General features: G+C 69.7%; 25 protein-coding genes. 9 read left to right on the forward strand and 16 right to left on the reverse strand.

Annotated features, from left to right (window positions below; translation table 11 throughout):
* Positions 1-31: 31 nt before the first annotated feature.
* Positions 32-1057 (forward strand): PLL family lectin, encoded by a 1026-nt coding sequence (locus tag EDD54_RS03810; protein WP_126536426.1) that lies wholly within the window; start codon positions 32-34, stop codon positions 1055-1057.
* Positions 1058-1161: 104 nt separating this feature from the next.
* A complete protein-coding gene (locus EDD54_RS03815) occupies positions 1162-2208 on the forward strand; it encodes a PLL family lectin (RefSeq protein ID WP_126536424.1) in 1047 nt (348 codons plus the stop codon).
* Between the two features lie 69 nt (positions 2209-2277).
* On the opposite strand, the gene EDD54_RS03820 is transcribed toward EDD54_RS03815, so the two are convergent.
* The 5 genes from EDD54_RS03820 to lepB all read right to left on the reverse strand — a co-directional run bounded on the left by EDD54_RS03820 (position 2278) and on the right by lepB (position 6069).
* The gene (locus EDD54_RS03820) at positions 2278-2640 is read right to left on the reverse strand and encodes a hypothetical protein (protein ID WP_126536422.1); all 363 of its coding nucleotides are present in this window, start codon (positions 2638-2640) and stop codon (positions 2278-2280) included.
* A gap of 101 nt (positions 2641-2741) precedes the next feature.
* Positions 2742-3464, reverse strand: a complete 723-nt coding sequence (gene recO, locus EDD54_RS03825; protein ID WP_126536419.1) for a DNA repair protein RecO — start codon at positions 3462-3464, stop codon at positions 2742-2744.
* Between the two features lie 31 nt (positions 3465-3495).
* A complete protein-coding gene (era, locus tag EDD54_RS03830; protein WP_126536417.1) occupies positions 3496-4599 on the reverse strand; it encodes a GTPase Era in 1104 nt (367 codons plus the stop codon).
* A gap of 1 nt (position 4600) precedes the next feature.
* Positions 4601-5311, reverse strand: coding sequence for a ribonuclease III (gene rnc / locus EDD54_RS03835; RefSeq protein ID WP_126536415.1), 711 nt, complete (start codon positions 5309-5311; stop codon positions 4601-4603).
* Positions 5311-6069, reverse strand: coding sequence for a signal peptidase I (lepB, locus tag EDD54_RS03840; RefSeq protein WP_126536413.1), 759 nt, complete (start codon positions 6067-6069; stop codon positions 5311-5313). Before lepB ends, rnc begins: the two co-directional genes overlap by 1 nt.
* 236 nt (positions 6070-6305) lie before the next feature.
* On the opposite strand from lepB, the gene EDD54_RS03845 reads away from it, so the two are divergent.
* Positions 6306-7895, forward strand: a complete 1590-nt coding sequence (locus EDD54_RS03845; protein ID WP_126536411.1) for a hypothetical protein — start codon at positions 6306-6308, stop codon at positions 7893-7895.
* Here the strand turns inward: EDD54_RS03845 and EDD54_RS03850 are convergent.
* On the reverse strand, positions 7885-8058 hold the full coding sequence (locus EDD54_RS03850) for a holo-ACP synthase (RefSeq protein WP_207620242.1): 174 nt from the start codon (positions 8056-8058) through the stop codon (positions 7885-7887). The genes EDD54_RS03845 and EDD54_RS03850 overlap by 11 nt on opposite strands.
* A 137-nt stretch (positions 8059-8195) precedes the next feature.
* On the opposite strand from EDD54_RS03850, the gene EDD54_RS03855 reads away from it, so the two are divergent.
* The gene (locus EDD54_RS03855; RefSeq protein WP_126536409.1) at positions 8196-9806 is read left to right on the forward strand and encodes a hypothetical protein; all 1611 of its coding nucleotides are present in this window, start codon (positions 8196-8198) and stop codon (positions 9804-9806) included.
* Between the two features lie 105 nt (positions 9807-9911).
* Here the strand turns inward: EDD54_RS03855 and acpS are convergent, their stop codons facing one another.
* The 3 genes from acpS to rpoZ form a co-directional block, all read right to left on the reverse strand.
* Complete coding sequence (gene acpS / locus EDD54_RS03860) at positions 9912-10328, reverse strand: holo-ACP synthase (RefSeq protein WP_126536407.1); 417 nt, start codon at positions 10326-10328, stop codon at positions 9912-9914.
* A 21-nt stretch (positions 10329-10349) separates the two neighbouring features.
* Positions 10350-12584: a RelA/SpoT family protein gene (locus EDD54_RS03865; RefSeq protein ID WP_126541713.1), complete on the reverse strand. Its 2235-nt coding sequence runs from the start codon at positions 12582-12584 to the stop codon at positions 10350-10352.
* A gap of 163 nt (positions 12585-12747) precedes the next feature.
* On the reverse strand, positions 12748-13131 hold the full coding sequence (gene rpoZ / locus EDD54_RS03870) for a DNA-directed RNA polymerase subunit omega (RefSeq protein ID WP_126536405.1): 384 nt from the start codon (positions 13129-13131) through the stop codon (positions 12748-12750).
* Between the two features lie 497 nt (positions 13132-13628).
* Between rpoZ and EDD54_RS03875 the strand changes: the two genes are divergently transcribed.
* The gene (locus EDD54_RS03875) at positions 13629-14213 is read left to right on the forward strand and encodes a LabA-like NYN domain-containing protein (RefSeq protein ID WP_126536403.1); all 585 of its coding nucleotides are present in this window, start codon (positions 13629-13631) and stop codon (positions 14211-14213) included.
* Positions 14214-14478: 265 nt separating this feature from the next.
* On the opposite strand, the gene EDD54_RS03880 is transcribed toward EDD54_RS03875, so the two are convergent.
* The 7 genes from EDD54_RS03880 to fabD all read right to left on the reverse strand — a co-directional run bounded on the left by EDD54_RS03880 (position 14479) and on the right by fabD (position 20704).
* On the reverse strand, positions 14479-15525 hold the full coding sequence (locus EDD54_RS03880; protein WP_208112147.1) for an ABC transporter ATP-binding protein: 1047 nt from the start codon (positions 15523-15525) through the stop codon (positions 14479-14481).
* Positions 15522-16328, reverse strand: coding sequence for an ABC transporter permease (locus tag EDD54_RS03885; protein ID WP_208112149.1), 807 nt, complete (start codon positions 16326-16328; stop codon positions 15522-15524). The genes EDD54_RS03880 and EDD54_RS03885 overlap by 4 nt, the downstream gene beginning before the upstream one ends.
* Positions 16325-17176: an ABC transporter permease subunit gene (locus EDD54_RS03890; protein ID WP_126536401.1), complete on the reverse strand. Its 852-nt coding sequence runs from the start codon at positions 17174-17176 to the stop codon at positions 16325-16327. The genes EDD54_RS03885 and EDD54_RS03890 overlap by 4 nt, the downstream gene beginning before the upstream one ends.
* 14 nt (positions 17177-17190) lie before the next feature.
* Complete coding sequence (locus EDD54_RS03895; protein WP_126536399.1) at positions 17191-18420, reverse strand: ABC transporter substrate-binding protein; 1230 nt, start codon at positions 18418-18420, stop codon at positions 17191-17193.
* A gap of 155 nt (positions 18421-18575) precedes the next feature.
* Positions 18576-19052, reverse strand: a complete 477-nt coding sequence (gene rpsI / locus EDD54_RS03900; RefSeq protein ID WP_126536397.1) for a 30S ribosomal protein S9 — start codon at positions 19050-19052, stop codon at positions 18576-18578.
* Between the two features lie 3 nt (positions 19053-19055).
* The gene (rplM, locus tag EDD54_RS03905) at positions 19056-19517 is read right to left on the reverse strand and encodes a 50S ribosomal protein L13 (RefSeq protein WP_126536395.1); all 462 of its coding nucleotides are present in this window, start codon (positions 19515-19517) and stop codon (positions 19056-19058) included.
* A 236-nt stretch (positions 19518-19753) separates the two neighbouring features.
* Positions 19754-20704, reverse strand: a complete 951-nt coding sequence (fabD, locus tag EDD54_RS03910; protein WP_126536393.1) for an ACP S-malonyltransferase — start codon at positions 20702-20704, stop codon at positions 19754-19756.
* 233 nt (positions 20705-20937) lie between these two features.
* Here fabD and EDD54_RS03915 point away from each other — a divergent pair, with 233 nt between their 5' ends.
* From EDD54_RS03915 to rpsR, 4 genes are all read left to right on the forward strand, one after another.
* Positions 20938-21408, forward strand: coding sequence for a hypothetical protein (locus EDD54_RS03915; protein ID WP_126536391.1), 471 nt, complete (start codon positions 20938-20940; stop codon positions 21406-21408).
* Between the two features lie 685 nt (positions 21409-22093).
* Positions 22094-22594, forward strand: coding sequence for a hypothetical protein (locus EDD54_RS03920; RefSeq protein WP_133673956.1), 501 nt, complete (start codon positions 22094-22096; stop codon positions 22592-22594).
* Between the two features lie 363 nt (positions 22595-22957).
* The gene (gene rpsF, locus EDD54_RS03925; RefSeq protein WP_126536387.1) at positions 22958-23401 is read left to right on the forward strand and encodes a 30S ribosomal protein S6; all 444 of its coding nucleotides are present in this window, start codon (positions 22958-22960) and stop codon (positions 23399-23401) included.
* On the forward strand, positions 23401-23649 hold the full coding sequence (gene rpsR / locus EDD54_RS03930) for a 30S ribosomal protein S18 (protein ID WP_126536385.1): 249 nt from the start codon (positions 23401-23403) through the stop codon (positions 23647-23649). Before rpsF ends, rpsR begins: the two co-directional genes overlap by 1 nt.
* The last annotated feature ends 44 nt before the right edge of the window (positions 23650-23693 follow it).

Raw genomic sequence — 23693 nt, forward strand, 5'->3', positions numbered from 1 at the left:
GTCCGGGACGCTTTCGTGCGGGAGGCCGTCCATGTTCAGGTGCCTCGCAGCAGCCCTCGCCGCCATCTTGATGGCGACCACGTTCGCGGCGGCCGCTTGGAAGCCGCTCGCCCGCGCGATCGACCGCGGCTACATCTCGGTACCGTCCTGCGCCAATCTCGCGGACGGGACGCTCCTCTGCGGTGGACGCAAGTACGACGGCGACATCCAGTGGCTGAAGTTTTCGGGCGGGGTCTGGACCAGGCTCAACGAAACCACGCCCTACCTGTCGCTGACCCGCCCCGAATGCGTCGGGACCCCGTCGGCCGGCACCCCGGTCAACTGCGTCTTCAACAGCGGAGCGGGGCTGCTCGTCGTCGCCGGATACGACCGGTCGGGCGATCGCTTCAGGCTCCTGTCCCGTTTCGACCGGCCGGTGATGTCCGACATCGGCTGCGCCACCGTGCCGGACCAGCGGCCCGGGGTGCCGTTCTGCTCCTATCGCAACGCCGACGGCAACTTGGACAATCTCGTCGACGGAACGCGTCGACCGATCCATTCCGCGCCGTCCTGCACGAACGACGGCGACGGCAACGTCGTCTGCGTCGCCCTCGGCGACAAGAAGAACGTCCTCGCCTTCCGCTATCGAGGCGGCCTCTGGCGGGTCGCGGACATCGGCGGCACAGGCACGACGCTCCCGACCTGCACCACGCTGTCCCTCGGTGATCAGGTCTATTGCACCGTGCGCGGCCTCGACCTGAAGATCTGGCACACGCGTTTCCAGGGTGGCGACTGGAACGCGACGCGCTGGCTGCCGTGGTCGCCGCTGTCCGGCGAGATCGCGGCCCGGCCGTCCTGCGCCGGTATCGGCGAGAACGCGATCGCCTGCGCCGTCACGGGCGCGCGCGACAATGCGGTCTACGTCTATTCCTTCCAGGGGGCGTGGACGCCGCTCGCCTCGCTTGGCGTCGGACCGGGCTACGTCGGCGAGCCGAGTTGCACCCATCTCTCGCCGGGACGCGCGGTCTGCATGATCCTCGGCGTCGATACCCGCATCTACTACACCGTCGGCCCCTGAGACGCGAAGCTCGTCACCGTCGCCCTCGCGACGTGGTCGTTCGTGTCGCGGGCATCCCGCTCCGACGCCCTTCGGGTCCTGCACCCCTCAACGGGAATCCGTCGATGATCAGGTTCCTCGCAGTCGCACTTGCCGCCATCCTCCTCACCGGCACGCTCGCCCGGGCGGACTGGTCTCCGTTCGAGCGCTACGAGGAGACCGAATTCTACGACGTCCCGACCTGCGCGTACATGGGCAACTCGAATGTCGTCTGCGGTGCACGAAAGCGCGACGGCAGCATCCGATGGTTGCGGTACCTCGGCCGGTTCTTCGACGCCGGCCTCGAGACGCGCTATCGCACCTTGACGCGTCCCGAATGCACGCTGTCGCGGAATACCACCTATCCCGCGATCTGCGCCTTCAACAGCGGGTCCGGCTACCTCGTCGTGATGGGCTACGTCGGGGGGAGAGGCGGGTTCGAGAAGATCGCGGCGAACGGCAAGGCGTTGTTCTCCGAAATCGACTGCACCTTTTCGGGTTTGCCCGGCCCCAATTCGCGCGGCTACATCTGCGCGTGGCGCAACAATCTCGGACGCTTCGACAGCACGACCGGGAAGGGCGCGGCGCGGATCTTCTCCAAACCGTCGTGCGCCACCAACGGCTTCGGCGATACGATCTGCACGGCACTCGGGGCCCAGAACAACATCCTGGCCTTCCAGTACGACTTCTCGAAGAACGAAATTTGGCGGGTGATCAACCTCGCCGGTACGGGCACCTCGGCGCCGGAGTGTATTCCCGCCGCCGACCTGGAAGAGATCTATTGTGCCGTCGTCGGGCTGGACCTGAAGATCTGGCACACCCGCTTCAAGGGCGGGGCGTGGAGCGCGTCGAACTGGCTGCCATGGTCGTCGCTGCAAGGTGCCTTCGCGACCAAGCCGTCCTGCGCCTACATCGGCGACCGTGGCATCGCCTGCACCGTCGGCGGGGCGCGGGACAGCGCGGTCTACGGCTATTCCTACCAGGCCGGTGCCTGGGCTGCGCCCGTGCGGATCGATCCCGGCAAATCGCCCGGATTCGTCGGCGAACCGAGTTGCACCAAGGTCGCGCAGGGGCGGGCGATCTGCTTGGCGCTCGGCATCGACAGCCGGATCTACTACACCTTCGGACCCTGACCGGGAGATCCGGCATCCCGGGCACCGCCGGAATGCCGGATGTCGTCGCATCCGAATTCGATCGGGCCGTCAGGGCCGGACGGTGACCTCGATCTGGTCGCCTTCCAGGAAGAAGGTCTCCACGCCGGTCTTCTTGGCGGTGTAGGCGATGCCGCGGGCGGGTACGAAGCCGTTGCAGCGGCCGCTGTAGCGCCAACCGGCACCGCCGTCGGAGAACACACCGAACTTCGGCTTCGGCAGACTCGCCTTGATCGCGGCGAAGCTCGGGGCGGCCCTGCCGCAGGTCTCGTTGCGGATGCCGTGCACGACCGCCTTCTGACCGACGCCGAGCAGCACCCGCGGCTGCCAGTTGACGTTGAAGTAGGTCTTGGCGGCCGCCGGCAGCGCGAAAGCGACCACACCCGCCAGCACCAAGGCTCCAAGTTTGGACATTGTCCACCCCTCCCCGTATGAACGCCGCATCCGGAGGGCATCCTAACTGGTGCTTCGGCGTGGTCAACGATGCGCATCGCTCCCGCGCAGGCCAGCGGAGTTCAACCCTCCAGCAGCCCGGCCAGTGCCGCGCGCGACGGCGACAGCGGCTGCGACCGCGGACCGGCGACGTGGCGGTCGAGGAAATGGCCGGTGAGCGCCAGCGCCGCGCGCAGCGCGGCGGCATCCGGGCGCTCGGCACGGGTGGGGTCGAGCAGGAACGGCGGCAACGGCAGCAACCGGTCGCGCCAGGGCAGGCCGGCCTCGCGACCGACCGCGCGCCCGGTCTTCGGGCTCACCCAGGCGAGGTCGGTGTCGGCCCCGGTGGCGGCGCAGCGCGAGAGGTCGAGCCCGAAGCCGAGTTCGTCGAGCAGTGCCAACTCGAAGCGCACGATCAGCCGGACGGCGTCGGCGGGATCGGAGAGATGGTCGAGGATGACGCCGGCGGCACTGTGCAGGGCCGGATGGGGGTCGCGCTCCGGCAGGTAGCGCAGGTGCGCCGCGATCACCTGGACGCCGTGGAGGCCGACCGCGCTCGCCATCAGCGTCGCCGCCCGCGACACCAGCGTCTCCGCGGTGAACAGGCCGAGATGGCTGTCGAGCCGGGCGCGCCAGGTGGCGCGGAGCGTGTTGCCGGGCTGCAGCATCGGCTGCATCCGCCGGCTGCGGCCGCCCTTGACGAGGCCGAGATGACGGCCGTGCTCGGCCGTCATCACCTCGAGCACGACGCTGCTCTCCCCGTGCGGACGGGCTCCGAGGACGACGGCGTCGGCGGTCCATTCCATCGCGACGGCGGCCCTCCGGTCGCGCTCGGCATCAGCCCTTGCGGGGATACTCGAGCCCCATCTCGCGGTAGCGCTCGGGGTCGTCGGCCCAGTTCTCGCGCACCTTGACGTAGAGGAACAGGTGGACCGGACGCTCCAGCAACTCCTGCAGTTCCTCGCGCGCCGCCATCGAAATGGCGCGGATGGTCTGGCCGCCCTTGCCGAGCACGATCTTGCGCTGGCTCTCGCGCTCGACGAACAGGGTCTGCTCGATCCGGACGGCGCCGTCCTTGAGGTCCTTCCACTGCTCGGTCTCGACCGTGGAGGCGTAGGGCAGTTCGTCGTGCAGGCGCAGGAACACCTTCTCGCGCGTGATCTCGGCGGCCAGCATGCGCATCGGCAGGTCGGAGATCTGGTCCTCCGGATAGAGCCAGGGCCCCTCCGGCAGCTTCTCGGCGAGATGGCGCGTCAGGTCGTGGACGCCCGAGCCGTTCAGCGCCGACACCATGAAGGTGGCGTCGAAGGCGACCCGGGCGTTGATGTCGGCGGCGAGCGCCAGCAGGCTGTCGCGCTTGACGGTGTCGATCTTGTTGAGGACCAGCACCTTCGGCAGCCGGACGTCGGCGAGGCGGGCGAGGATCGGCTCGACGTCCTCGGAGACGCCGCGCTTGGCGTCGATCAGCAGCGCGACGACGTCGGCGTCCGACGCACCGCCCCAGGCGGTGTCGACCATGGCGCGGTCGAGCCGGCGCTTCGGGGTGAAGATGCCGGGGGTGTCGACGAAGATCACCTGCGCCGCGCCGTGCATGACGATGCCGCGCATGATCGCGCGCGTCGTCTGCACCTTGTGGCTGACGATCGAGACCTTGGCGCCGACCAGCTGGTTGATCAGGGTCGACTTGCCGGCGTTCGGCGCGCCGATCAGCGCGACGAAGCCGGCGCGGGTCGGCCCGTCGAGCGGCGGCGCCGCCGGCACGGGCACGGCCGCGGCGAAGTCCTCGTCGTCGCCGAAGTCGTCGTCCTCGCCCTCGTCGAGATCGTCCCCGTCGAAGACGTCCGCGTCGTCCTGGCGCGTGTCGGTTTCCGGCGCGGCGGTCTCGACCGTCGGCGGGGTGGCGTCGTCGTCGGGTCCGCGGTCGCGGCCGGCCGTCGTCATCTCATGAACTCCAAAGTCCCTCGCGGACGAGGACGCCCTGTGCCGCGGCCTGCTCGGCGTCGCGCTTGGACTTGCCGCGCCCCTCGCCCGCCGGACCGCTGCCGACCGTCACCCGCACGGTGAATTCCGGCGCGTGGTCGGGGCCCGACCGGTCGATCGCCTCGTAGACGGGCGTCGGCAGGCCGCGCCCCTGCGCCCATTCCTGCAGCATGGTCTTGGCGTCGCGCAAGGGGCCGGACAGGCCCTCCATGCGCGGTCGCCAGTGCCGCTCGACGAAGGCGCGCGCCGCCTCGAAGCCGCCGTCGAGGTAGATCGCGGCGATCACCGCTTCGGCGACGTCGCCGAGGATCGCCTCCTTCTGCCGCCCGCCCGACTGGCGCTCGCCGGTGCCGAGCCGGATCGCCTCGCCGAGCCCGAGCTCGGCGGCGACCTCGGCACAGGTCTCGCGGCGGACCAGCTGGTTGAGGCGGCGGGCGAGATCGCCCTCGTCGGCCCGCGGATGCGCCTTGTAGAGCATGTCGGCGACCACGAGCGCCAGCACCCGGTCGCCGAGGAACTCGTGACGCTGGTAGCTCTCGTGGGCGGCACGGTCGCCCGGCACGGCGCTGCGGTGGGTCAGCGCGCGCGACAGGCTCTCGCGATTGGCGAAGACGTGCCCGAGGCGCTCGGCCACCGCGTCCAGCGGACGGATGGTCTGGACGACCTTGGCCATCAGCCGAGCGTCTGGAACAGGCGGTCCCAGCGCACGGTCCACGGCCAGGTCCAGAACATCCAGGGCCGGGCGCTCTCGTCGATCGAGAAGAAGATCACGTCGGCGCGGCCGACGAGGTTCTCGAATGGGACGTAGCCGACACCGGAGCCGTCGACGCGGCTGTCGGAGGAGTTGTCGCGGTTGTCGCCCATCATGAAATAATGGCCCGGCGGCACCTCGAACACGCGGGTGTTGTCGGCCCCGCCGTTCGGCGTCAGGTCGAGCGTGTCGTAGGAGACGCCGTTCGGCAGCGTCTCGCGCCAGATCTCGGCGGCGTGCTCGGTGCCGAACACGTCGGGCTCGACGAATCGGCCGGTGTGCTCGCGCTTCACCGCGACGTCGTTGATGTAGAGGACGCCCTCGCGCATCTGGATCCGATCGCCCGGCAGGCCGATGACGCGCTTGATGTAGTCCGTCGAATTGTCGGCCGGCAGCTTGAACACGGCGATGTCGCCGCGCTGCGGCGCGCTCGCCCACACCCGCCCCTCCATCGGCACGATGCCGAACGGGAAGGAATAGCGGCTGTAGCCGTAGGAGAACTTCGAGACGAACAGGTAGTCGCCGATCAGCAGCGTGTGCTTCATCGACGCCGAGGGGATCGAGAAGGGCTGGTAGAGGAAGGTGCGGACCACCAGCGCGAGGAGGAGCGCCTGGACGACGACCTTGATCGTCTCGCCGATTCCGCCGCCGCTCGCCGCCTTGTCGTTCGTCACTGCCATTGGATCCCCGGGGTCCCTGCCGCGTGCTCCGGCGCCGCCCACCGGAACCGGGTCTTGATACCGGCTCGCGCCGATCGGCGCAACGCGTCGCGGAGAAAACGAGCGGAATTGCGGCGTCGGGGGATCGCACCCGCTTGGGGTGCCGACGCCGCGCTCCGCCCGCGTTCGGGGCTGCCGGCCGGGGCGGCGCGGGGGCATGGATCGGCTCCATCGCAACGCGCCTCTCGGAGCATCCCGTGAAGACCCTCCGCACCACCCTTCTCGCCGCCGCCGTCGCGGCCCTCGCCACCGCCTCGGTCGCCGAGGCGCGTACGCAGGTGTTCGCTCCGCGCAACGACGAGTTCGCCGACGCCTTCGCGCTGACCTCGTCCACCCTGCTGCGTCCCGGCCATCTCTACAACGCGACCCGCGAACTCGGCGAGCCGCGCGCCACGGCCGCCGCCATCGGCCGGTCCGTCTGGTACGTCCACAAGGCGACGGCGACCGGCCGCGTCGTCGTCACCGTCGCGCTCGGCCGGATGGACCCGGCGCCGATCCAGCTCGCGGTCTACCGCGGCACGGCGATTTCAAACCTCGTCAAGCTCGGGTCCGGCGGCTTCAGCGGCGTCGGCAACGCCAACGCCACCGCGGTGGTGTTCGACGCGGTCGCCGGCGAGACCTACATGGTCCAGGTCGACAGTGCCGCTCAGGACGGCTATTTCGAGGGCAATTTCCAGATCGGCCTCGCCGCCTTCGGGGCCGCCGGCGGCCTGCCGCTGTTCGTGCAGGAGCCGACCATCCTGCGCGAGGAATACTACGGCGTTCAGCGGCTCCTCGCCGTCAACGGATTCAAGGCGCGGGCGGCGATCACGCCGACGGTCGAGACCGTCGGCGGCGTCGTGACGCTGACCGCCACCGCGGATGCGCTCGACGTCGCCGGCACCGCCTGGTTCGAGATCAAGGACGACTACGCCCGCGACCTCGCGAAGAACGGCATCGTCGAGGGCGCCCTGGCGGTGGCCGCGAAGAACGCGGCGACCGGAGGAGCGCTCGGCGCGGGCCGCGCCGGCGTGCAGTTGATCCGCGACGACCGCTACGCCCGGCCCAAGCTGCTGGTCCGCTTCGACCATCCCGGCATCGGCACCCGCGCCACCGAGGCGATCACGGCGACCGCCATCGTCACCAACACCTCGACGTCGAAGGCCGACGGTTGCCGCTTCCTGCCGAGCGCCGACGCCTTCGCGCTGCGCACCGTCGCCCTCGACGCCACCGGCAAGCCGACCGCCGAGGTGAACCGGGCCTTCCCGCTCGCGCCCGGCGAGGTCCGCCGCTTCCAGGTCGGCATGACCGGCACCGGCGACGCCTACGAGGACGTCACCCTCGACTGCGGCGGCTACGCCGCGGTCAACTACGACTACCTCGCCCGCTTCTACGCCGCCGAGCAATACGGCCTCGCCTCGCGGATCCTGGTCGACGCCCAGGGCGTCGACGCCTTCGAGCGGCTCGCCGTGCCGGCGCGCACCACCGGCCACCCCGTCGTCGTCAAGCTCTCCAACACAGGCGAATACGCCGGCGACTTCGTGGTCAAGGTCCAGGACGACGAGTACCAGACCAAGGCGGACGTCACCGCGGTCTGCGAGTCCGACGCCGCCGGCAGGTGCATCGGTCCGTCGACGGCCTCGCGCGCCACGATCAACCTCGCCAGGCGCGAGGTCGGCTACGTCACGGTGAAACTCAACCGCGGCGTGGAACCGGCGAGCGGCTTCGTCTACTTCGACGTCGAGAGCATCGGCAGCCCCGACACCCGCGACGCCGGCTTCGGCGGCTTCGAGGTGATCACGAAGTGACGGCACCGGCGGGGGGCGGCGAACCCGCCGCGCCCCACCCCTCGGGCCAGGCCGAGATCACCACGAAGGCCTGGGCGAGGGGGTCGTCGTCGGTGATGGTGACGTCGATGCGGGGCGTGAAGCCCGGCGGCGTCATGGCGGCGAGGCGGGCGGCACCTCGCACACCGGACGCCTTCGATCGCAGCGCTCAAATCTCTCGCTTTGATTGCTGATTTTTAGTGGTATATTAGCTTTTGCCGAGTTTGCCATCATGGGATGTCCTCGGAAGAGCATCGGGGTACGGCAATGCGAAGTGGTGCTATGAAGATTGGCTTCTGGGTAATCACCGCCCTGCTCCTCGGAGGTTCAAACGCGGAGTCTGCTGCCAAAAGAACACAACCTTATGCGTCGACGAACGACAATTTCGAGTCGGCCCTCGATCTTCCGTCGTCGACGATCGCGATACCTGGAACTTTGACATACAATTCGAGGCAATTTGGCGAACCGCGCGCCCGCAGCACGAGCATCGGCCGCACCGCGTGGTATACTTTCACGGCAACGGCTACCGGCCGGGCGGTCGTCGCCATCACGTCGAACGAATCCGCCAGCGCCCCGTTGGACCTCGCAGTCTACACCGGGAGCACCCTGTCGGCGCTCAAGGTCGTCGGTACGACCCAGATCACCAAGACGGGCACGCGCGGATCGGGTTCTGTCGCGTTCAACGTGATCGCCGGCAACACCTATCGCATCCAGGTCGATGCCAGTCGGAAGCTCGGCTACAACGACCGCCACTACTGGATCGGTGCGCAGTTGCTCTCGCCCGCGGGTGGCATCGCCATTTTCGGCGCTTCACCCTGGTTCATCCGCGAGGGTGACGGCGACACTCTGTCCTTTTTCTCGGCAAACGGCTACGCGGTCCCGGTGAAGATATCGGAGAAATTCGGTCGCCTGAGCCCGTACTTCACGATCAAGAAGACCAGTTCGACGCTGCAACCCGGACGGGTCAGCTGGTATACGATTTCCGATCGGCCGACCGCAACGCTCCCCGACTCGAACGTTCGAGCCGCCACGCTGGAAATCAGCGCGACCAGCACTTCCACCGGCTCGAAGCTCGGAACGAATTCAGTCGTTATCGCCGCCAGCACAAAGACCTACGAGTTGGCCCCGAACCTCGTAACCCAATTCGACTATCCCGAACAGGGAAGCAGGGCCTTCGACCAGATCACCAGCGACGTAACGGTCTACAATGATTCCGAGACCGACACGGCGGTTGCTTGCATCTTCCGTGGTGACAACGACTGGAGTTCGCCGGTCGACTTCGCCGCGCTCGACCGATCCAGCGGGGCGACCTCGGACGACGACACCCCCTTCGATCTCGCGCCGGGCGAATCCAGGGACTTTCGTGTGAGCGTGCGTACCGAGACCATCTACCAATCGTACGCCAGGGCGTCGCTCGACTGTGGCAACGTCTACTCGGGATACAACTCGGACAAGCGCGCCTACCTCCAGGCCGACGGTTACTTCGGTGCCGTGTCGCAGGTCCAGATCGACGCGCTCAACACCCTGGATCGCTATCGGATCAAACTCGACGTCTTCCAGACGAAGCGGGTGACCGTCGCCGTCCGGAACACGGGTGACTACGCGGGCTTCTTCCGAGTGCAGGCGCAGCCCTCCGGATCGGTCGGAATCACGCGGACATGCGAATCCGACGAGAGCGGCAACTGCATAGGCGATGCCGACATTTCTTCCACCGAGGTGAACATCGGACGCGACGAGACCGTCTACGTCACCTTCCGCATGAACCGCAGCAGCGGTTCCGACGCGGACTTCGTGGACATCTCGGCCACCAGCATCGACGGTCCGGAGGAACGGACTGCCGGAGCTACCAACGTGCAGATGATCGTGCCCGCGGACGAGTCCGGGCGGCACTGAGGTCGTTCGATCCGGACGGGTGCAGGCACTCGCGACCGGAGCCCGTCCGGCCTTTGGGGATGGCGTGGGTGCGCCATAGCGTCGTGCCCACGCTCTCCCGTTTCTTCACTCCCCCGCGCCCCACCCCTCCGGCCAGGCCGAGATCACCACGAAGGCCTGGGCGAGGGGGTGGTCGTCGGTGATGGTGACGTCGATGCGGGGCGTGAAGCCCGGCGGCGTCATGGCGGCGAGGCGGGCGGCGGCGCCGCCGGTGAGCACCAGCGTCGGCTGGCCGCTCGGCAGGTTGACGACGCCCATCTCGCGCCAGTTGACCCCCATGCGGATGCCGCTGCCGAGCGCCTTGGAGCAGGCCTCCTTGGCGGCCCAGCGCTTGGCGTAGGAGGCGGCGCGCTCCTTGCGGCGCTCCGAACGCTCCTGCTCCACCGCGGTGAAGACGCGCTGGACGAAGCGGTCGCCGAAGCGCTCCAGAGTCCGCTCGACCCGGCGGATGTCGATGACGTCGCTGCCGATGCCGATGATCATGGCCCCGTCCTCCCCGCCGGCTCAGCCGTTGACGCGCTCGACGCGGCTGACGTTCTGGCGCGTGCGGAGCTGGTTGATGATGCGATTCAGGTGCTTGAGATCCCAGACCTCGAGGTCGATCAGCACCTCGTGGAAGTCGGAGGTGCGGCGCGCCATCCGGATGTTGTCGATGTTGCCGTCGTTGTCCGAGATGGTCTGGGCGATCCGCGCCAGCGAGCCCGGCTCGTTGAACGAGTGGATCGCGATCTGCGCCGGGAAGCGCACCGGGTCGTCGGCGTCGATGTCCCAGCGCACGTCGAGCCACTGCGTCTCCTGGTCCTCGTGCTCCTTCAGCGCCGGCGACTGGATCGGGTAGATCATGATGCCCTCGCCCGGCTTCAGGATGCCGACGATGCGGTCGCCCGGCACGGCACCGCCGTTCGGCGCGAAGCGCACCGGCAGGTCGGCGGCGATCGAGCGGATCGGCATCGCGCCCGCGGTCTCGTCGGCGAGGTGGCGGAACATCACGCCGCTCTGGCCGGCGAAGGAGAACCAGCCCTCCTCGGCCCGGCGGATCTCGCCGCCCTCGCGGGCCGGGGTGGCGCGCTCGTCCTTGTAGTCGGGATAGGCCGCCTTCAGCACGTCGGCGGACGGGATCTCGCTGCGGCCAACCGCCGCGAGCAGGTCCGGCAGCGTCGGCTGGCCGAGCCGCGGCAGCGCCAGCTCCAGGACCTCGTCGGCGAGGTCGCGGCGGGCGCGTTTGAACGCGGCCTCCAGCACCTGCCGGCCGAGGCTGGCGAACTGTTTGCGTGTCGCCTCGCGGGTGGCGCGCCGGATCGCCGCGCGCGCCTTGCCGGTGACGGCGATCGCCTCCCAGGTCGGCGGCGGCACCTGCGCCTTCGAGCGGATGATCTCGACCTCGTCGCCATTGTGGAGCTGAGTCACCAGCGGCATGATCCGGCCGTTGACCTTGCAGCCGACGCAGGTATTGCCGACGTCGGTGTGGACGGCGTAGGCGAAGTCGATCGGCGTCGCCCCGCGCGGCAGCGCGATCAGGCGCCCCTTCGGCGTGAAGCAGAACACCTGGTCCTGGAATAGCTCGAGCTTGGTGTTCTCGAGGAATTCCTCCGGGCTCGAGCCCTCCGACAGCGCCTCGATGGTCCGGCGCAGCCAGGCATAGGCGCGGCTTTCCTCCGACAGCTTCGGCAGCGCGCCGCCGGTGCGCGGATCGGCCTGCGGCGCCGACTTGTCCTTGTAGAGCGCGTGGGCAGCGATGCCGTATTCGGCGATCCGGTGCATCTCGTGGGTGCGGATCTGCAGTTCGACGCGCTGGCGGTGCGGGCCGACGACGGTGGTGTGCAGCGAGCGGTAGTCGTTCTGCTTGGGCGTCGAGATGTAGTCCTTGAACCGGCCCGGCACGGTCGGCCAGATCGTGTGGACGACGCCGAGGGCGCGGTAGCAGGTGTCGACGTCGTCGACCAGGATGCGGAAGCCGTAGATGTCGGAGAGCTGTTCGAAACCGAGCTGCTTGGAGATCATCTTGCGGAAGATCGAATAGGGCCGCTTCTGCCGGCCCTTGACCGCGGCGCGGATGCCGCGCTGTTCGAGGTTTTCCGAGAGTTCGCGCTCGATGTCGGCGATCAGGCTCTCGTTCTTGGCGCTGAGCTCGTCGAGCCGGTCGGCCACCGTCGCGGCCGCCTCGGCGTGGAGCACCTTGAAGGAGAGGTGCTCCAGCTCCTCGCGCATGTCCTGCATGCCCATGCGCCCGGCGAGCGGGGCATAGATGTCCATCGTCTCCTCGGCGATGCGGGCGCGCTTGGTCTCCGGCACGTAGTGGATCGTGCGCATGTTGTGGAGACGGTCGGCGAGCTTGACGAGCAGGACGCGGACGTCCTCGGCGATCGCCAGCAGCAGCTTGCGCAGGTTCTCGGCCTGCTGGGTGCGCTTGGAGACGAGGTCGAGCTTCTTGAGCTTGGTCAGGCCCTCGACCAACCGGCCGATCTCGACGCCGAACTTCTGGTCGATCTCCTGACGGGTGGCGTCGGTATCCTCGATGGTGTCGTGCAGGAGCGCGATGACGATGGTGGCGTCGTCGACGTGCAGCTGCGTCAGGATCGCCGCGACCTCGAGCGGATGCGAAAAGTAGGGATCGCCCGAGGCCCGCTTCTGCAGGCCGTGCTTCTGCATCGCATAGACGTAGGCGCGGTTGAGCAGCGCCTCGTCGCAGTTCGGATTGTAGCGCTGGACCCTCTCGACGAGCTCGTACTGCCGCATCATCGTGTTCTGGAAACCGCCGCTCACGGGACGGGAAAGGCCCCGCGCCCGGTGGAACCCACAAGGTGTCCCACGAGCCCGGGGCCTGTCCATGCCCTCTGACAATCCTGGCGGACGCGCCCTGGCGTCCGCGATCGGTGGAGCCCGACGACGGCTCCGCGGCCGGTCAGATCTCCTCGACCTTCTCCGGCGGCACGAGGCCCTCGAGGCCCTTGAGCAGTTCCTCTTCCGACATGCGGTCGAAGACGATCTCGTCCTCCTCGCGCTCTTCGCCGGCGGCGGTGATCAGGCCGGCGACGGCCTCCTGCTCGGGCTCGTCGACCTCGACGTACTTCTGCAGCGAGTGGATCAGGTCTTCCTTGAGGTCGCCGGTGGAGACGGTGACGTCGGCGATCTCGCGCAGCGCCACGACCGGGTTCTTGTCGTTGTCGCGCGCCACGGTCAGCGGCGAGCCGGAGGAGATCATCCGCGCCCGGTGGCTGGCGAGCAGCACGAGCTCGAATCGGTTCTCGACCTTGTCGATGCAGTCTTCGACGGTGACGCGGGCCATGGGTGCAACTCCTCGACGGCGACGACCGGCGGCCTTCGCCCCCTCCCGACCGCGGGCCGGAAGCGGACGCCGGACGCCGGCGTATCCCAATGTATCCGCGACGGATGGCGGAAACGTACCGTTCGGCACCTTTTCACCGTGACGTCGCGATTGTGTAACACCCCTTAAAACGCCCTCGACACGATTGCAAGGGTCCCCTATTTTCCGCGCTTACCGTCCGAATGGCGCGACGGCGAAGACCACGTGGGTGACGACGACATATTTTCAAGACGTCATCGTCGGGGATGACGATGATGTGACGGTTGACCGGCCGTTCCCATTTGCCGATCTTCCTTTCCGGACATAGGTTCATCCGATAGACGTCGGGCATCCGATCGACATCGGGCTTCCGCTCCGCCGGCGGAATCCCGGCCCGACACCCAAGCGGCGGATTCGATCGCTCGCGCCACGGCAGATTCCAAGAGAAGATCCCCAGGGATCGAAGGTAGACTGGTTAAATGTTCGACGAACGTGAAAAAATCGCCCTCTTCATCGACGGTGCGAATCTCTACGCCACCGCGAAGGCCCTCGGCTTCGACATCGACTATCGGCGCCTGCTGAAGGAATTCAGCTCGAAGGGCTACCTCCTCCGCGCGCTCTATTACACCGCGCTCGCCGAGGACCAGGAGTATTCGTCGATCCGCCCGCTGATCGACTGGCTCGACTACAACGGCTACAAAGTGGTGACCAAGCCGACCAAGGAGTTCTACGACTCCACCGGCCGTCGCAAGATCAAGGGCTCGATGGACATCGAACTCGCGGTCGACGCCATGGAGCTGGCCGAGCACGTCGACCATCTCGTGCTGTTCTCCGGCGACGGCGACTTCCGTTCGCTGGTCGAGGCCGTGCAGCGCAAGGGCCGCAAGGTCAGCGTCGTCTCGACGCTCCAGACCCAGCCGGCCATGGTCGCCGACGAACTGCGTCGGCAGGCCGACCACTTCGTCGACCTCGCCACGCTCGCCCCGCGCATCGGCCGCGACCCGGCCGAACGCGCCGCCCGCGCCGCCGAGCGCGCCCAGGCGCTCCAGCACGACGAGACCTGACCGACCGACGGCGCCGCGCGGCAGGCGCGGCGCCGCGACGTCCGGCGCAGCCCCGGTCCGACGGAGCGCGCGCAGCCGCGACGGCGACGACCGACGACTGCCCCGGCCTGTGCCCGCACTACGCCCGGGCAACTGCGCACCCCACGCCGCCTCTTGGACCGTCCCTCCCCACGGAGGCGAGGCTGGAACCGGGAACCCGACGGCGCCACGCGCCTACCCTCCCCCTCGTGGGGAGGGCCGACGGCCGAAGGCCGGCGGGCCGGGGTCACGCCGACGCGCGGGGGACGTCCCTGACCACGGTCACCCGCTCCGCCGGCAGTTCCACCGGCACGATGGCGCCCACGACCATCCCCCGCGCCGCAACCGGATCCAGCGTCGCCACCAGCGTTTCGCCCTCGCCCGCGGCGAGCGTAACCACCGTCGCCCCGCCGCGGAACTCGACCCCGGTCACCCGCGCCGACGGGCCTTCCCCGCCGAGCCGGACCGCCTCGGGCCGGATCGCCAACGACAGCGTCGCCCCGTCCGACCCACCCTCGAGGGCCACGCGTCCGAAGGCCGTCTCGACGCCCCCGGCCACCACTCGCCCGGCGATCACGTTGGCGCCGAGGAACCGCGCCACCGCCGCACTCCCCGGATCGGCGAAGACGTCCTCCGGCGTGCCGACGCGCGCGATCCGCCCATCCAGCATCACCGCGAGCCGGTCGCCCATGGCCGCGGCCTCGCCGTGGTCGTGGGTGACGAGGAGCGCGGTGGTGCCGGTCTCGCGGAGCAGTTCACGCACCAGGGCGCGCATCGTCTCGCGCAGCCCCGGATCGAGCGCGGTGAAGGGCTCGTCGAGGAGCAGCACCGCCGGCCGCACCGCGAGCGCTCTGGCGAGCGCCACCCGCTGCGCCTCGCCGCCCGACAGCGACGCCGGCCGGCGCGCGCCGAAGCCCGGCAAGCGCACGCGCTCGAGCAGCTCGGCGACGCGGACGTCCACCTCCGCCCGTGGCACACCGCGCAGGCCGAGCCCGAAGGCGACGTTGCCGGCGACGCTCATGTGCTGGAACAGCGCGGGATCCTGCCCCATCAGCACCGCGCCGCGCTTCTCCGGGGCCAGCGCGGTGACGACGCGGCCGCCGAGGGCGACCGTGCCCGCGTCCGGCGCCGTCAGCCCGGCGATCACCTGCAGGAGCGTGGACTTGCCGCAGCCGGACGGGCCGACGAGCGTCGTCGTCAGGCCCGCCGGCAGCGCCAGCGACACCGCGTCGATCGCCGGACGGGCGGCGCCGCGCCAAGTCTTGGAGATCGCGTCGAGCACCACGGCGGTCACGGCACGCGCTCCCGCCCCGCGGGCACCAGACGGGCGAGGAAGGGCGTCGTCGCGGCCACGACGGCGACCCCCGGCACCACGGTGAGGATCGCCGCGACGCCGGCGACGTCGGCGCGGCCGGCCTTCAGGAACTGGGCCAGGATCAGCGGCAGCGTCGTCACCCGGCCGCCGCCGATCAGCAGCGTCGGGCCGTACTGGCTCCACGACACCAGGAAGGCGAAGGCGGCGCCGACGGCGACGCCGGGTGCCAATGCCGACAGCGTCACCGCGAACGCCGTCCGCAGCGGCCCGGCGCCGAGCGTGCGCGCCGCCGCCTCGGTGCGGCCGCCGCCGAGGGCGGCCGCGGTCGCGATCGCCAGTAGCGCGTAGGGTAGCGCCGCCATCACGTGCACCGCCACCACCCCGGCCGCGGTGCCCGCGAGTCCGAGCCGCAGCATCAGCGCGTGCGCGCCCATCGCCACCGCGATCCCCGGCGTCGCCGCCGGCGCCAGCAGCAGGAGCTCGGCGAGGCCCTTGCCGCGGAAGTCGCGGCGGCCGAGGGCGAGGCCGGCCGGCAGCGCCGCCGCCACCGCCAGAACCGCGGTCGCCGTGGCGATCGCCGCCGAGTTCGCCAGCGCCGCCGGGATGCCGGACACCGGCGAGGCCGCGTAGGCCCAGGCGGCGAGGCTCGGCCGCGGCAGGAGGTCGGGGAAGAACCAGCCGCGCGACAGGCTCGCCGGCAGGATCGGCAGCAGCGGCGCCAGGAAGGCCGCGGCCAGTGCCGCGAGCAGCAGCCGGGGGCCGAGGCCGCGACGCCCGCTCACGCGCGCACCTCGGCGGGCGCGCGCAGTACCGCGCCGACGACGCCGACGACGGCGAGCGCGACGGCGGCGGTCGCGATGGCCAGCGCCACGGCGACCGGCCGGTCGGCGACGTCGCGCGAGACGAACAGCTCGTAGGCGAGCACCGGCACCAGTTTCGGCCGGCTGGCGCCGAGCACGGCGGGGATCTCGTAGGCGCCGAGCGCGAAGGCGAAGGCGACCGCAGCCGCCCCGGCCACCGCCGGCGTCAGCATCGGCAGCGTGACGTGGCGCAGCACCGCGACCGGTCCGGCTCCGAGGCCGCGGGCGGCCCGCTCGGCGCCGTCGCCGGCCGCGGCCAGCCGGGCCAGTGCCACCGCCGCGACGAACGGTGCCTCCTTGACCGCGTAGGCGAGGATGGCGCCGACGGCTTGCGGGTCGGCGGTCAGGGCCGGGAAGTCGGCGGGGCCGTCGATCAGGCCGAGGGCGTGCGCGATCCGCGCGACGAGGCCGGACTGGCCGAGCAACAGCAGGGCACCGACCGCGGCGACCACGTGCGGCAGCGCCAGATTGGCCTGCACCAACGTCGCCGCCGCCCGCGTCCGCCCGACGCTCCGCAGCGCGAGTGCGGCGGCGACACCGAGCACCACCGCGATCGCGGTCGCCACGGCCGCGACCCACAACGTCGCCGCCACGGACGCGGCGAGCCCCGGCAGCGCCGCGGCCCGGCTCCACGCCTCCGGCGACGGTGCGCTCGCGCCGAACGGACGGACGCCGACGCTGCCGAGGAGGCCGAGCCCGAGCGCACCGGCGTGGAGCGCCCCGATCGCCAGCGCCGGCGCCAGCAGCACCGCGGTCGGGATCCGCCGCATCGCCGCCCTCCCCGTCAATGGCCGTAGCGCGCGATCCAGGCCTTCTCGATCGCCGCCGCCCAGGCCGCCGAGGCCTCCGGCACGGCGCGCGACGCGAGATCCTCAGGCGCGGCGACGGCCGGGTGGCGCGGCAGGGCGCGGAAGCGCTCGGCGTCGGCGGGCGCGAGGCGGGAAAGGTCGAGCACCGTGGTCATGCCCCAGACCTCGGGGCGCGCCTTCTCGTACTGGCCGTCGACGGACAGCAGGATCTCGGCCGCCACCATGGCCGCCGGCTTGTCGGCGGCGTTGAACGGGATGGCGAGGAAGCTGACGTTGGCGAGCGTGCCGTCGTCGAGCGCGTAGGAGCGCGTCGTCGCCGGGAAGCGGCCGTTCTCGACGCCGGCGCCGAACACGGTCGCCTCGTAGTTGAACGCGAAATCGACCTCGCCGTTGGCGAAGAGGCCGTCGAGTTGGGCGACGTCGGTCGGGTAGGTCTCCCCGCCGCGCCAGAGCTTCGGCGCGATCCGGTCGAGCACGGCGAAGGCCTTCGGCGCCAGCGCGTCGAAGGCAGCCTGCGAGAACGGCCCTGCCAGCGCTTCGCGGCCGCCGTCGACCGAGGCGAACACCTGCCGCACGAACGCCGCGCCGTTGAAATCGGGCGGCGCGGGATAGGCGAAGCGGCCGGGATGGGCCTCGATCCAGGCGAGGAGCGCCGCCATCGTCCGCGGCGGTTCCGGCACGCGGGCGGTGTCGGTGGCGAACACGAACTGCGCCCGGCTCCACGGCGCCTCGCAGCCGTCGACCGGCGTGCCGAAGTCGGTGGCGATCGCCGGGTCGGTCCAGTCGATCGCGGCCGCGGCCGGCAGGCGGGTCGGCCAGCCGCAAAACAGGAGGCCGTTCTCCTTCAGCGAGCGGAAGTTCTCGCCGTTGATCCAGACGAGGTCGACCGCGCCGCCGGAGAGGACGCCGGCCTCCTTCTCGGACATCACCTGATTGACCGCCTCGGCCGTCGCGCCGACACCGACCCGGTTCAGCGTTATCCCGCGCTCGGCGAGCCGCGCGCCGAGCCAGCCGGAGACGTAGGCGTTGATGCGGTCGTCCCCGCCCCACAGGAAGAAGTCGACCGTCGTGCCCTTCGCCACATCGCCGACGCGCTCGAACGGCATGTCGAGCAGCACCTGGTCGGCGGTCGGGATCGCGGCCGCCGGGGACGCGAGGAGGGAGAGGGTGAGCGCGGCGGCGGCGGGGCGGGCGAACGGGGGCATCTGGTCCTCGTGTCCGTGACGTCCCCCCGTCCATAGCCGAGCCGACGGGCCGTTGCACCGGGGCGGGCCGTCAAATCGCCGCGAGGCCCGCAAACGAAAAGGGCGGAGCCGCGAGGCCCCGCCCTTCGAGAACGTCCGCGAACCGGTGAACCGGATCAGCGCTTCGAGAACTGGAAGCTGCGGCGGGCCTTCCGGCGGCCGTACTTCTTGCGCTCGACGACGCGCGGGTCGCGGGTGAGGAAGCCCAGCTTCTTCAGGACGCCGCGCAGGCCCGGCTCGTAGTAGGTCAGCGCCTTGGAGAGGCCGTGGCGCAGCGCGCCGGCCTGACCCGACAGACCGCCGCCGGCGACGGTGGCGAACACGTCGAACTGGCCGTCACGGTCGGCGGCGAAGATCGGCTGCTGCACGATCATCTGCAGGACGGGGCGGCCGAAATAGGCCGTGAAGTCCTTGCCGTTGACGATGATCTTGCCGGAGCCCGGCTTGACCCAGACGCGGGCGACGGCGTCCTTGCGCTTGCCGGTCGCGTAGGCGCGGCCGAACTTGTCGAGCTTCTGGACGTGGACCGGGGCTTCCGGCTGAGCGGGGACGGCGGTGCCGGCCAGCTCGGACAGGGAGGAGAGCTCGGCCATCTATCAGGCCCTCGCGTTCTTGTTGTTCATGGACTTGACGTCGAGCGTCTCGGGCTGCTGCGCCTCGTGCGGGTGCGCCGACCCGGCGTAGACGCGCAGGTTCTTCAGCTGCTTGCGGGCCAGCGGGCCCTCCGGCATCATCCGCTCGACGGCCTTCTCGAGCACGCGCTCGGGGAACTTGCCCTCGAGGATCGCACGGGCGGTGCGCTCCTTGATGCCGCCGATGTAGCCGGTGTGCCAGTAGTACTTCTTGTCGGAGTACTTCCGGCCCGTCAGCACGACCTTGTCGGCGTTGACGACGATGACGTTGTCGCCGTCGTCCATGTGCGGGGTGTAGGAGGCCTTGTGCTTGCCGCGCAGGCGCATCGCGATCAGCGAGGCGAGGCGACCGACGACGAGACCCTCGGCGTCGATCAGCACCCACTTCTTCTGGATGTCGGCCGCCTTGGCCGAATAGGTGGTCATGGGCGTTTCCGCTCGTTTGCGCCGGACGGCCGACGCGGGATTTCCTGGGGCCCGCGGCCGGAACCGCGGGAAACGGCACACCCGGGTGACCCGGGGCACCGCCGTCGGGCCGTTGCATACGCGAGCCGCATTGCGGCGTCAAGCAGCGCCATCGCCGCCGAGTCCTTCCAGATCAAGCACTTGAGAGATGCGGTATCTCGATACCGCATCTCTTTTCGCACTCTGACGCCGAAAGCTCAGAGCCCGAGCAGCGCCTTGACCGCGGCGAGGTCGGCGGGCTGGCCGTAGCCGGCGGAGCGCGCCTCGGGGGCGATGCGCTTGATCAGGCCGGCGAGCACCTTGCCGTTGCCGACCTCGACGAAGCCGTCGACCCCGGCCGTGCCGGCGAGCCAGCCGATCGATTCGCGCCAGCGCACCGTGCCGGTGACCTGGGCGACGAGATGGGCGCGGATCCGGTCCGGGTCGGTCTCCGGGCCGGCGGTGACGTTGGCGACCACCGGCACCACCGGCGTCGACACCGTCACCGCGGCGAGCGCCTCGGCCATGGCGTCGGCGGCCGGGCGCATCAGCGCGCAGTGGAACGGGGCGGAGACGTTGAGCAGCATCGCGCGCTTGGCGCCGCAGCCCTTGGCGATCTCGACCGCGCGCTCCACCGCCGCCTTGTCGCCGGAGACGACGACCTGACCGGGCGCGTTGTCGTTGGCGGCCTGGCAGACGCCGCCGGCCTCGGCCGCCTCGCGCGCCACCGCGTCGGCGGCGTCGAAGTCGAGCCCGAGCAGGGCCGCCATGGCGCCCTGCCCCCGCGGCACCGCCGCCTGCATGGCATTGCCGCGGATGCGCAGGAGCCGCGCCGCGTCGGCGACCGTGAGCGCGCCCGCCGCCGCCAGCGCCGAATACTCGCCGAGCGAATGGCCGGCGACGAAGGACGCGGTGCCGGCGAGCGCGACGCCCTCGGCCTCGAGCGCCCGGAGCGCGGCGAGGCTGACCGCCATCAGCGCCGGCTGGGTGTTCGCCGTCAGCGTCAGCGCCTCCTCCGGGCCGTCCCAGATCAGCGCCGACAGCTTCTGCCCGAGCGCCTCGTCGACCTCGGCGAAAACGGCCGCGGCGGCCGGATGGGCGTCGGCGAGCGCCTTGCCCATGCCGACGGTCTGGCTCCCCTGCCCCGGAAACACGAATGCAACGGCCATGACGCCTCTCCCGCCTTCGATTGCGATGGCGGGTCAGAACACCGGCGAGGGTCGCAAGTCAATGGTCGCACCGGCTCCGCTGTTGCAAACGTAACGGAAACGCGCCGTCTCGCCGTCCATCCGTTGAAACGCGCGAAACCTAGAACCCGTCTCCGGGCCGGGGCGGCCGGGCGGATCGCCGAGGCCCTCCGATCGAACAACAGGCACCCCCGCCAGAGACGAGGACCGCAATCTTGAGAACCCTGATCGTCACCGCCCTCGCCGCCTCCGCCGCCATCGGCGCGTCCATGTCCGCGGCGACCGCCGCACCGCTCATCGTGGGAACGCTCTATCAGGAGACGAGCAAGCTCACCTGCTCGGGTCCCCAGTGCAGCGTTCCCTTCACGCAGATCCCGGTCGGCAAGAACCTCCTCGTCACCGATGTCAACTGCACGGTCACCGTGCCCAAGGGCTACCTGGTCTTCAAGTGGGAGCTGCTCGGCAAGAGGCCGGTCGAGAGCGGCGTCCGCAAGCTGGTCCTGACGGCGGCGGAGACGCTCACCTACGCCAACTACACGTCGTACGTCCTCAAAGCCGATGGGCGCCACATCATCGTCGGCGGCGATCGCCCCGACCTCGGGGGAAGCGTGCTGGCCACCGCCGGCCTGCCGCTCTCGCCCGGCGACTACATCCCCGTCTGCACCCTCTCGGGCGTGATCCAGTAAGGCCCGCTCGCGCACGCGGGTCGAATGATCCGGGTGTTCCGGGACACGTCGATCGACAATGGTGGCGGCGCGGGACGACGCGCCGCTTCGTCGTGACGTCGGCGACCACGGGCGCCGACACCGTCATCGCGGTAAGCACCTCGGCCGTGGCGTCCGTGGCCAGCCGCATCCGCGCGCAGTGGAACGGGGCGGAGACCTCGAGCAGCATCGCGCGCTCGGCGCCGCGGCCCTTGGCGATCTCGACCGCGCGCTCCATGGCGCCTCGTCGCCGGAGACGACGACCTGACCGGGCGTGCTTCGGCGGCGACCGGGAATGCGCCGGCTGCCGCCAACGCGGCGTACCAGCCGAACAAATGGCGGGCGACCAAGATTGCGGTACCGGCGAGGCAAAGCCCTCCGCCTCCGGCACTCGAGCGCGGCAAGTCTGACCGCCATCGGCGCCGGCAGGGTGTTCGCCGCCAGCGTCAGCGTCAGCGCCCCCTCGGAGCCGTCCCGGATCAGCGCCGACAGCTTCTGCCCGAGCGCCTCGTCGACTTCCTCGAACACCGCCAGCGCCGCCGGATGTACTTCGGCCAGCGCCCGGCACGTGGCCATGGTCGCCTCGCGCTGCCGCCGCAAGTAGTCTCCAAGGGATCTAGCACTCTTTGCGGGAGGAGTTCGAGCGGGAGCGCATGGGTGGAAAGACATGCGCCCGGAGCAAAGTGTTCGAGAAACCAACCCGACTTCTTGCGGTGTGCGCTTGTTCCGAAGCCTAATGCATGGCCATCGTGTCGCCGACCTCGGAACGGCCGACCGCCGCATTCAACGGGCATCCGGTGCCGTGCGTTGCAATTGCAATCGAATACTCGTCGGTCACCGGGACGATTTTCAGGTGGGATTCATGGGAACTATGACGATACCGCTCGAAGTCCTGCGTCTCCTGTGCGCCCAACACTGGAACCCGATCGGGATTCCATTGGCAAACATGACGATTGAAAAGGAAACTCCTTTCCGCCCGATGCCGGCAGACGAATATGACAGATACTTGTCGTATGTCCAATATCTGTTCGCCAATAAGGCGAGCAAGAAGGAAATTCTCGCCTATCTCGACACGGTAGAGAGGGAGTATTTGATGCTTTCCCCCCCCCGTGGGAACAAAAGAAAATTCATCGCATCCATCCAGGACTGGATAGCGCGCACGAATTGAATGCTGTAAGATCTGCGTGTTTTCATGAATTGAAATGGGTCGATCTGCCAGTCTTCGCTTGGAGAGCTTCCTGCGAAAGAGGGTCGGGAAACGGTCACGAGCGATCGTCCGGCCCCTTCCCCACCCTTGCCATTCCCGCCGCCTTCCTGTATGCCCCCGCGATCACCGCGAGGTGACCCCGGCTGGGGGCTGAACGGAAGGTCGTGGCGGTTCGGAAGGATCGTCGGGGCGTGGGTTCTTCGAGGACCCGTCTTCCCGTGTCTCCGCTCTCGAATCTCGTGTCTGTCGAGCCTTTCCTCATCGAGGGGTTCGCAGGGGCTTGGCGCCGGGGCGTGAAGCAACGTTGGAAAGGCTGATCGAGACATGGCGCTCTACGAGCACGTGTTCCTGGCTCGGCAGGACGTGTCGACCCAGCAGGTCGAGACTCTCGTCGAACAGTACAAGGCGGTCATCGAGGGCAATGGCGGCTCGGTGAAGAAGGTGGAGAACTGGGGCCTGCGCGCCCTGGCCTACCGCGTCAAGAAGAACCGCAAGGCGCACTACGTGCTGTTCAACCTGGACGCCCCCTCGGCCGCCGTGGCCGAGATGGAGCGCCAGATGAGCATCAACGAGGACGTCCTGCGCTACATGACCATCCGCGTCGATGCGCTGGAGGAAGGCCCGTCGGCCATGCTCCAGAAGCGCGACCGCGACGACCGTGACGGTCCGCGCGAGGGTGGCCGTGGCGAGCGCGGCCCGCGCGGTGACCGTGGCGACCGCGGTCCGCGTCGTCCGCGCCGCGAGGATGGCTTCGGGGAGAGCGAATAATGATCGACATCAACCAGCTTCCGACCCGTCGTCCGTTCTTCCGCCGGCGCAAGACCTGCCCGTTCTCGGGCGCGAACGCCCCGAAGATCGACTACAAGGACGTCCGTCTGCTGCAGCGCTACATCTCCGAGCGCGGCAAGATCGTCCCGTCCCGCATCACCGCGGTGTCGGCCAAGAAGCAGCGCGAGCTCGCCAAGGCGATCAAGCGCGCCCGCATCCTCGGCCTGCTGCCCTTCGTCATCAAGTGACGAGTGCTCCGGGTGCCCGCCCCATGGTGGGTGCCCGGACCGCC

This window comes from Oharaeibacter diazotrophicus (assembly GCF_004362745.1).
Taxonomy (GTDB): Bacteria; Pseudomonadota; Alphaproteobacteria; order Rhizobiales; family Pleomorphomonadaceae; genus Oharaeibacter; species Oharaeibacter diazotrophicus.

Coding starts and splice junctions, on each gene's coding strand:
- EDD54_RS03810 (WP_126536426.1), top strand. CDS start 32: ATGTTCAGGTGCCTCGCAGCAGCCCTCGCCGCCATCTTGATGGCGACC.
- EDD54_RS03815 (WP_126536424.1), top strand. CDS start 1,162: ATGATCAGGTTCCTCGCAGTCGCACTTGCCGCCATCCTCCTCACCGGC.
- EDD54_RS03820 (WP_126536422.1), bottom strand. CDS start 2,640: ATGTCCAAACTTGGAGCCTTGGTGCTGGCGGGTGTGGTCGCTTTCGCG.
- recO (WP_126536419.1), bottom strand. CDS start 3,464: ATGGAATGGACCGCCGACGCCGTCGTCCTCGGAGCCCGTCCGCACGGG.
- era (WP_126536417.1), bottom strand. CDS start 4,599: ATGACGACGGCCGGCCGCGACCGCGGACCCGACGACGACGCCACCCCG.
- rnc (WP_126536415.1), bottom strand. CDS start 5,311: ATGGCCAAGGTCGTCCAGACCATCCGTCCGCTGGACGCGGTGGCCGAG.
- lepB (WP_126536413.1), bottom strand. CDS start 6,069: ATGGCAGTGACGAACGACAAGGCGGCGAGCGGCGGCGGAATCGGCGAG.
- EDD54_RS03855 (WP_126536409.1), top strand. CDS start 8,196: ATGAAGATTGGCTTCTGGGTAATCACCGCCCTGCTCCTCGGAGGTTCA.
- acpS (WP_126536407.1), bottom strand. CDS start 10,328: ATGATCATCGGCATCGGCAGCGACGTCATCGACATCCGCCGGGTCGAG.
- EDD54_RS03865 (WP_126541713.1), bottom strand. CDS start 12,584: ATGATGCGGCAGTACGAGCTCGTCGAGAGGGTCCAGCGCTACAATCCG.
- rpoZ (WP_126536405.1), bottom strand. CDS start 13,131: ATGGCCCGCGTCACCGTCGAAGACTGCATCGACAAGGTCGAGAACCGA.
- EDD54_RS03875 (WP_126536403.1), top strand. CDS start 13,629: ATGTTCGACGAACGTGAAAAAATCGCCCTCTTCATCGACGGTGCGAAT.
- EDD54_RS03890 (WP_126536401.1), bottom strand. CDS start 17,176: ATGCGGCGGATCCCGACCGCGGTGCTGCTGGCGCCGGCGCTGGCGATC.
- EDD54_RS03895 (WP_126536399.1), bottom strand. CDS start 18,420: ATGCCCCCGTTCGCCCGCCCCGCCGCCGCCGCGCTCACCCTCTCCCTC.
- rpsI (WP_126536397.1), bottom strand. CDS start 19,052: ATGGCCGAGCTCTCCTCCCTGTCCGAGCTGGCCGGCACCGCCGTCCCC.
- rplM (WP_126536395.1), bottom strand. CDS start 19,517: ATGACCACCTATTCGGCCAAGGCGGCCGACATCCAGAAGAAGTGGGTG.
- fabD (WP_126536393.1), bottom strand. CDS start 20,704: ATGGCCGTTGCATTCGTGTTTCCGGGGCAGGGGAGCCAGACCGTCGGC.
- EDD54_RS03920 (WP_133673956.1), top strand. CDS start 22,094: ATGCGCCCGGAGCAAAGTGTTCGAGAAACCAACCCGACTTCTTGCGGT.
- rpsF (WP_126536387.1), top strand. CDS start 22,958: ATGGCGCTCTACGAGCACGTGTTCCTGGCTCGGCAGGACGTGTCGACC.
- rpsR (WP_126536385.1), top strand. CDS start 23,401: ATGATCGACATCAACCAGCTTCCGACCCGTCGTCCGTTCTTCCGCCGG.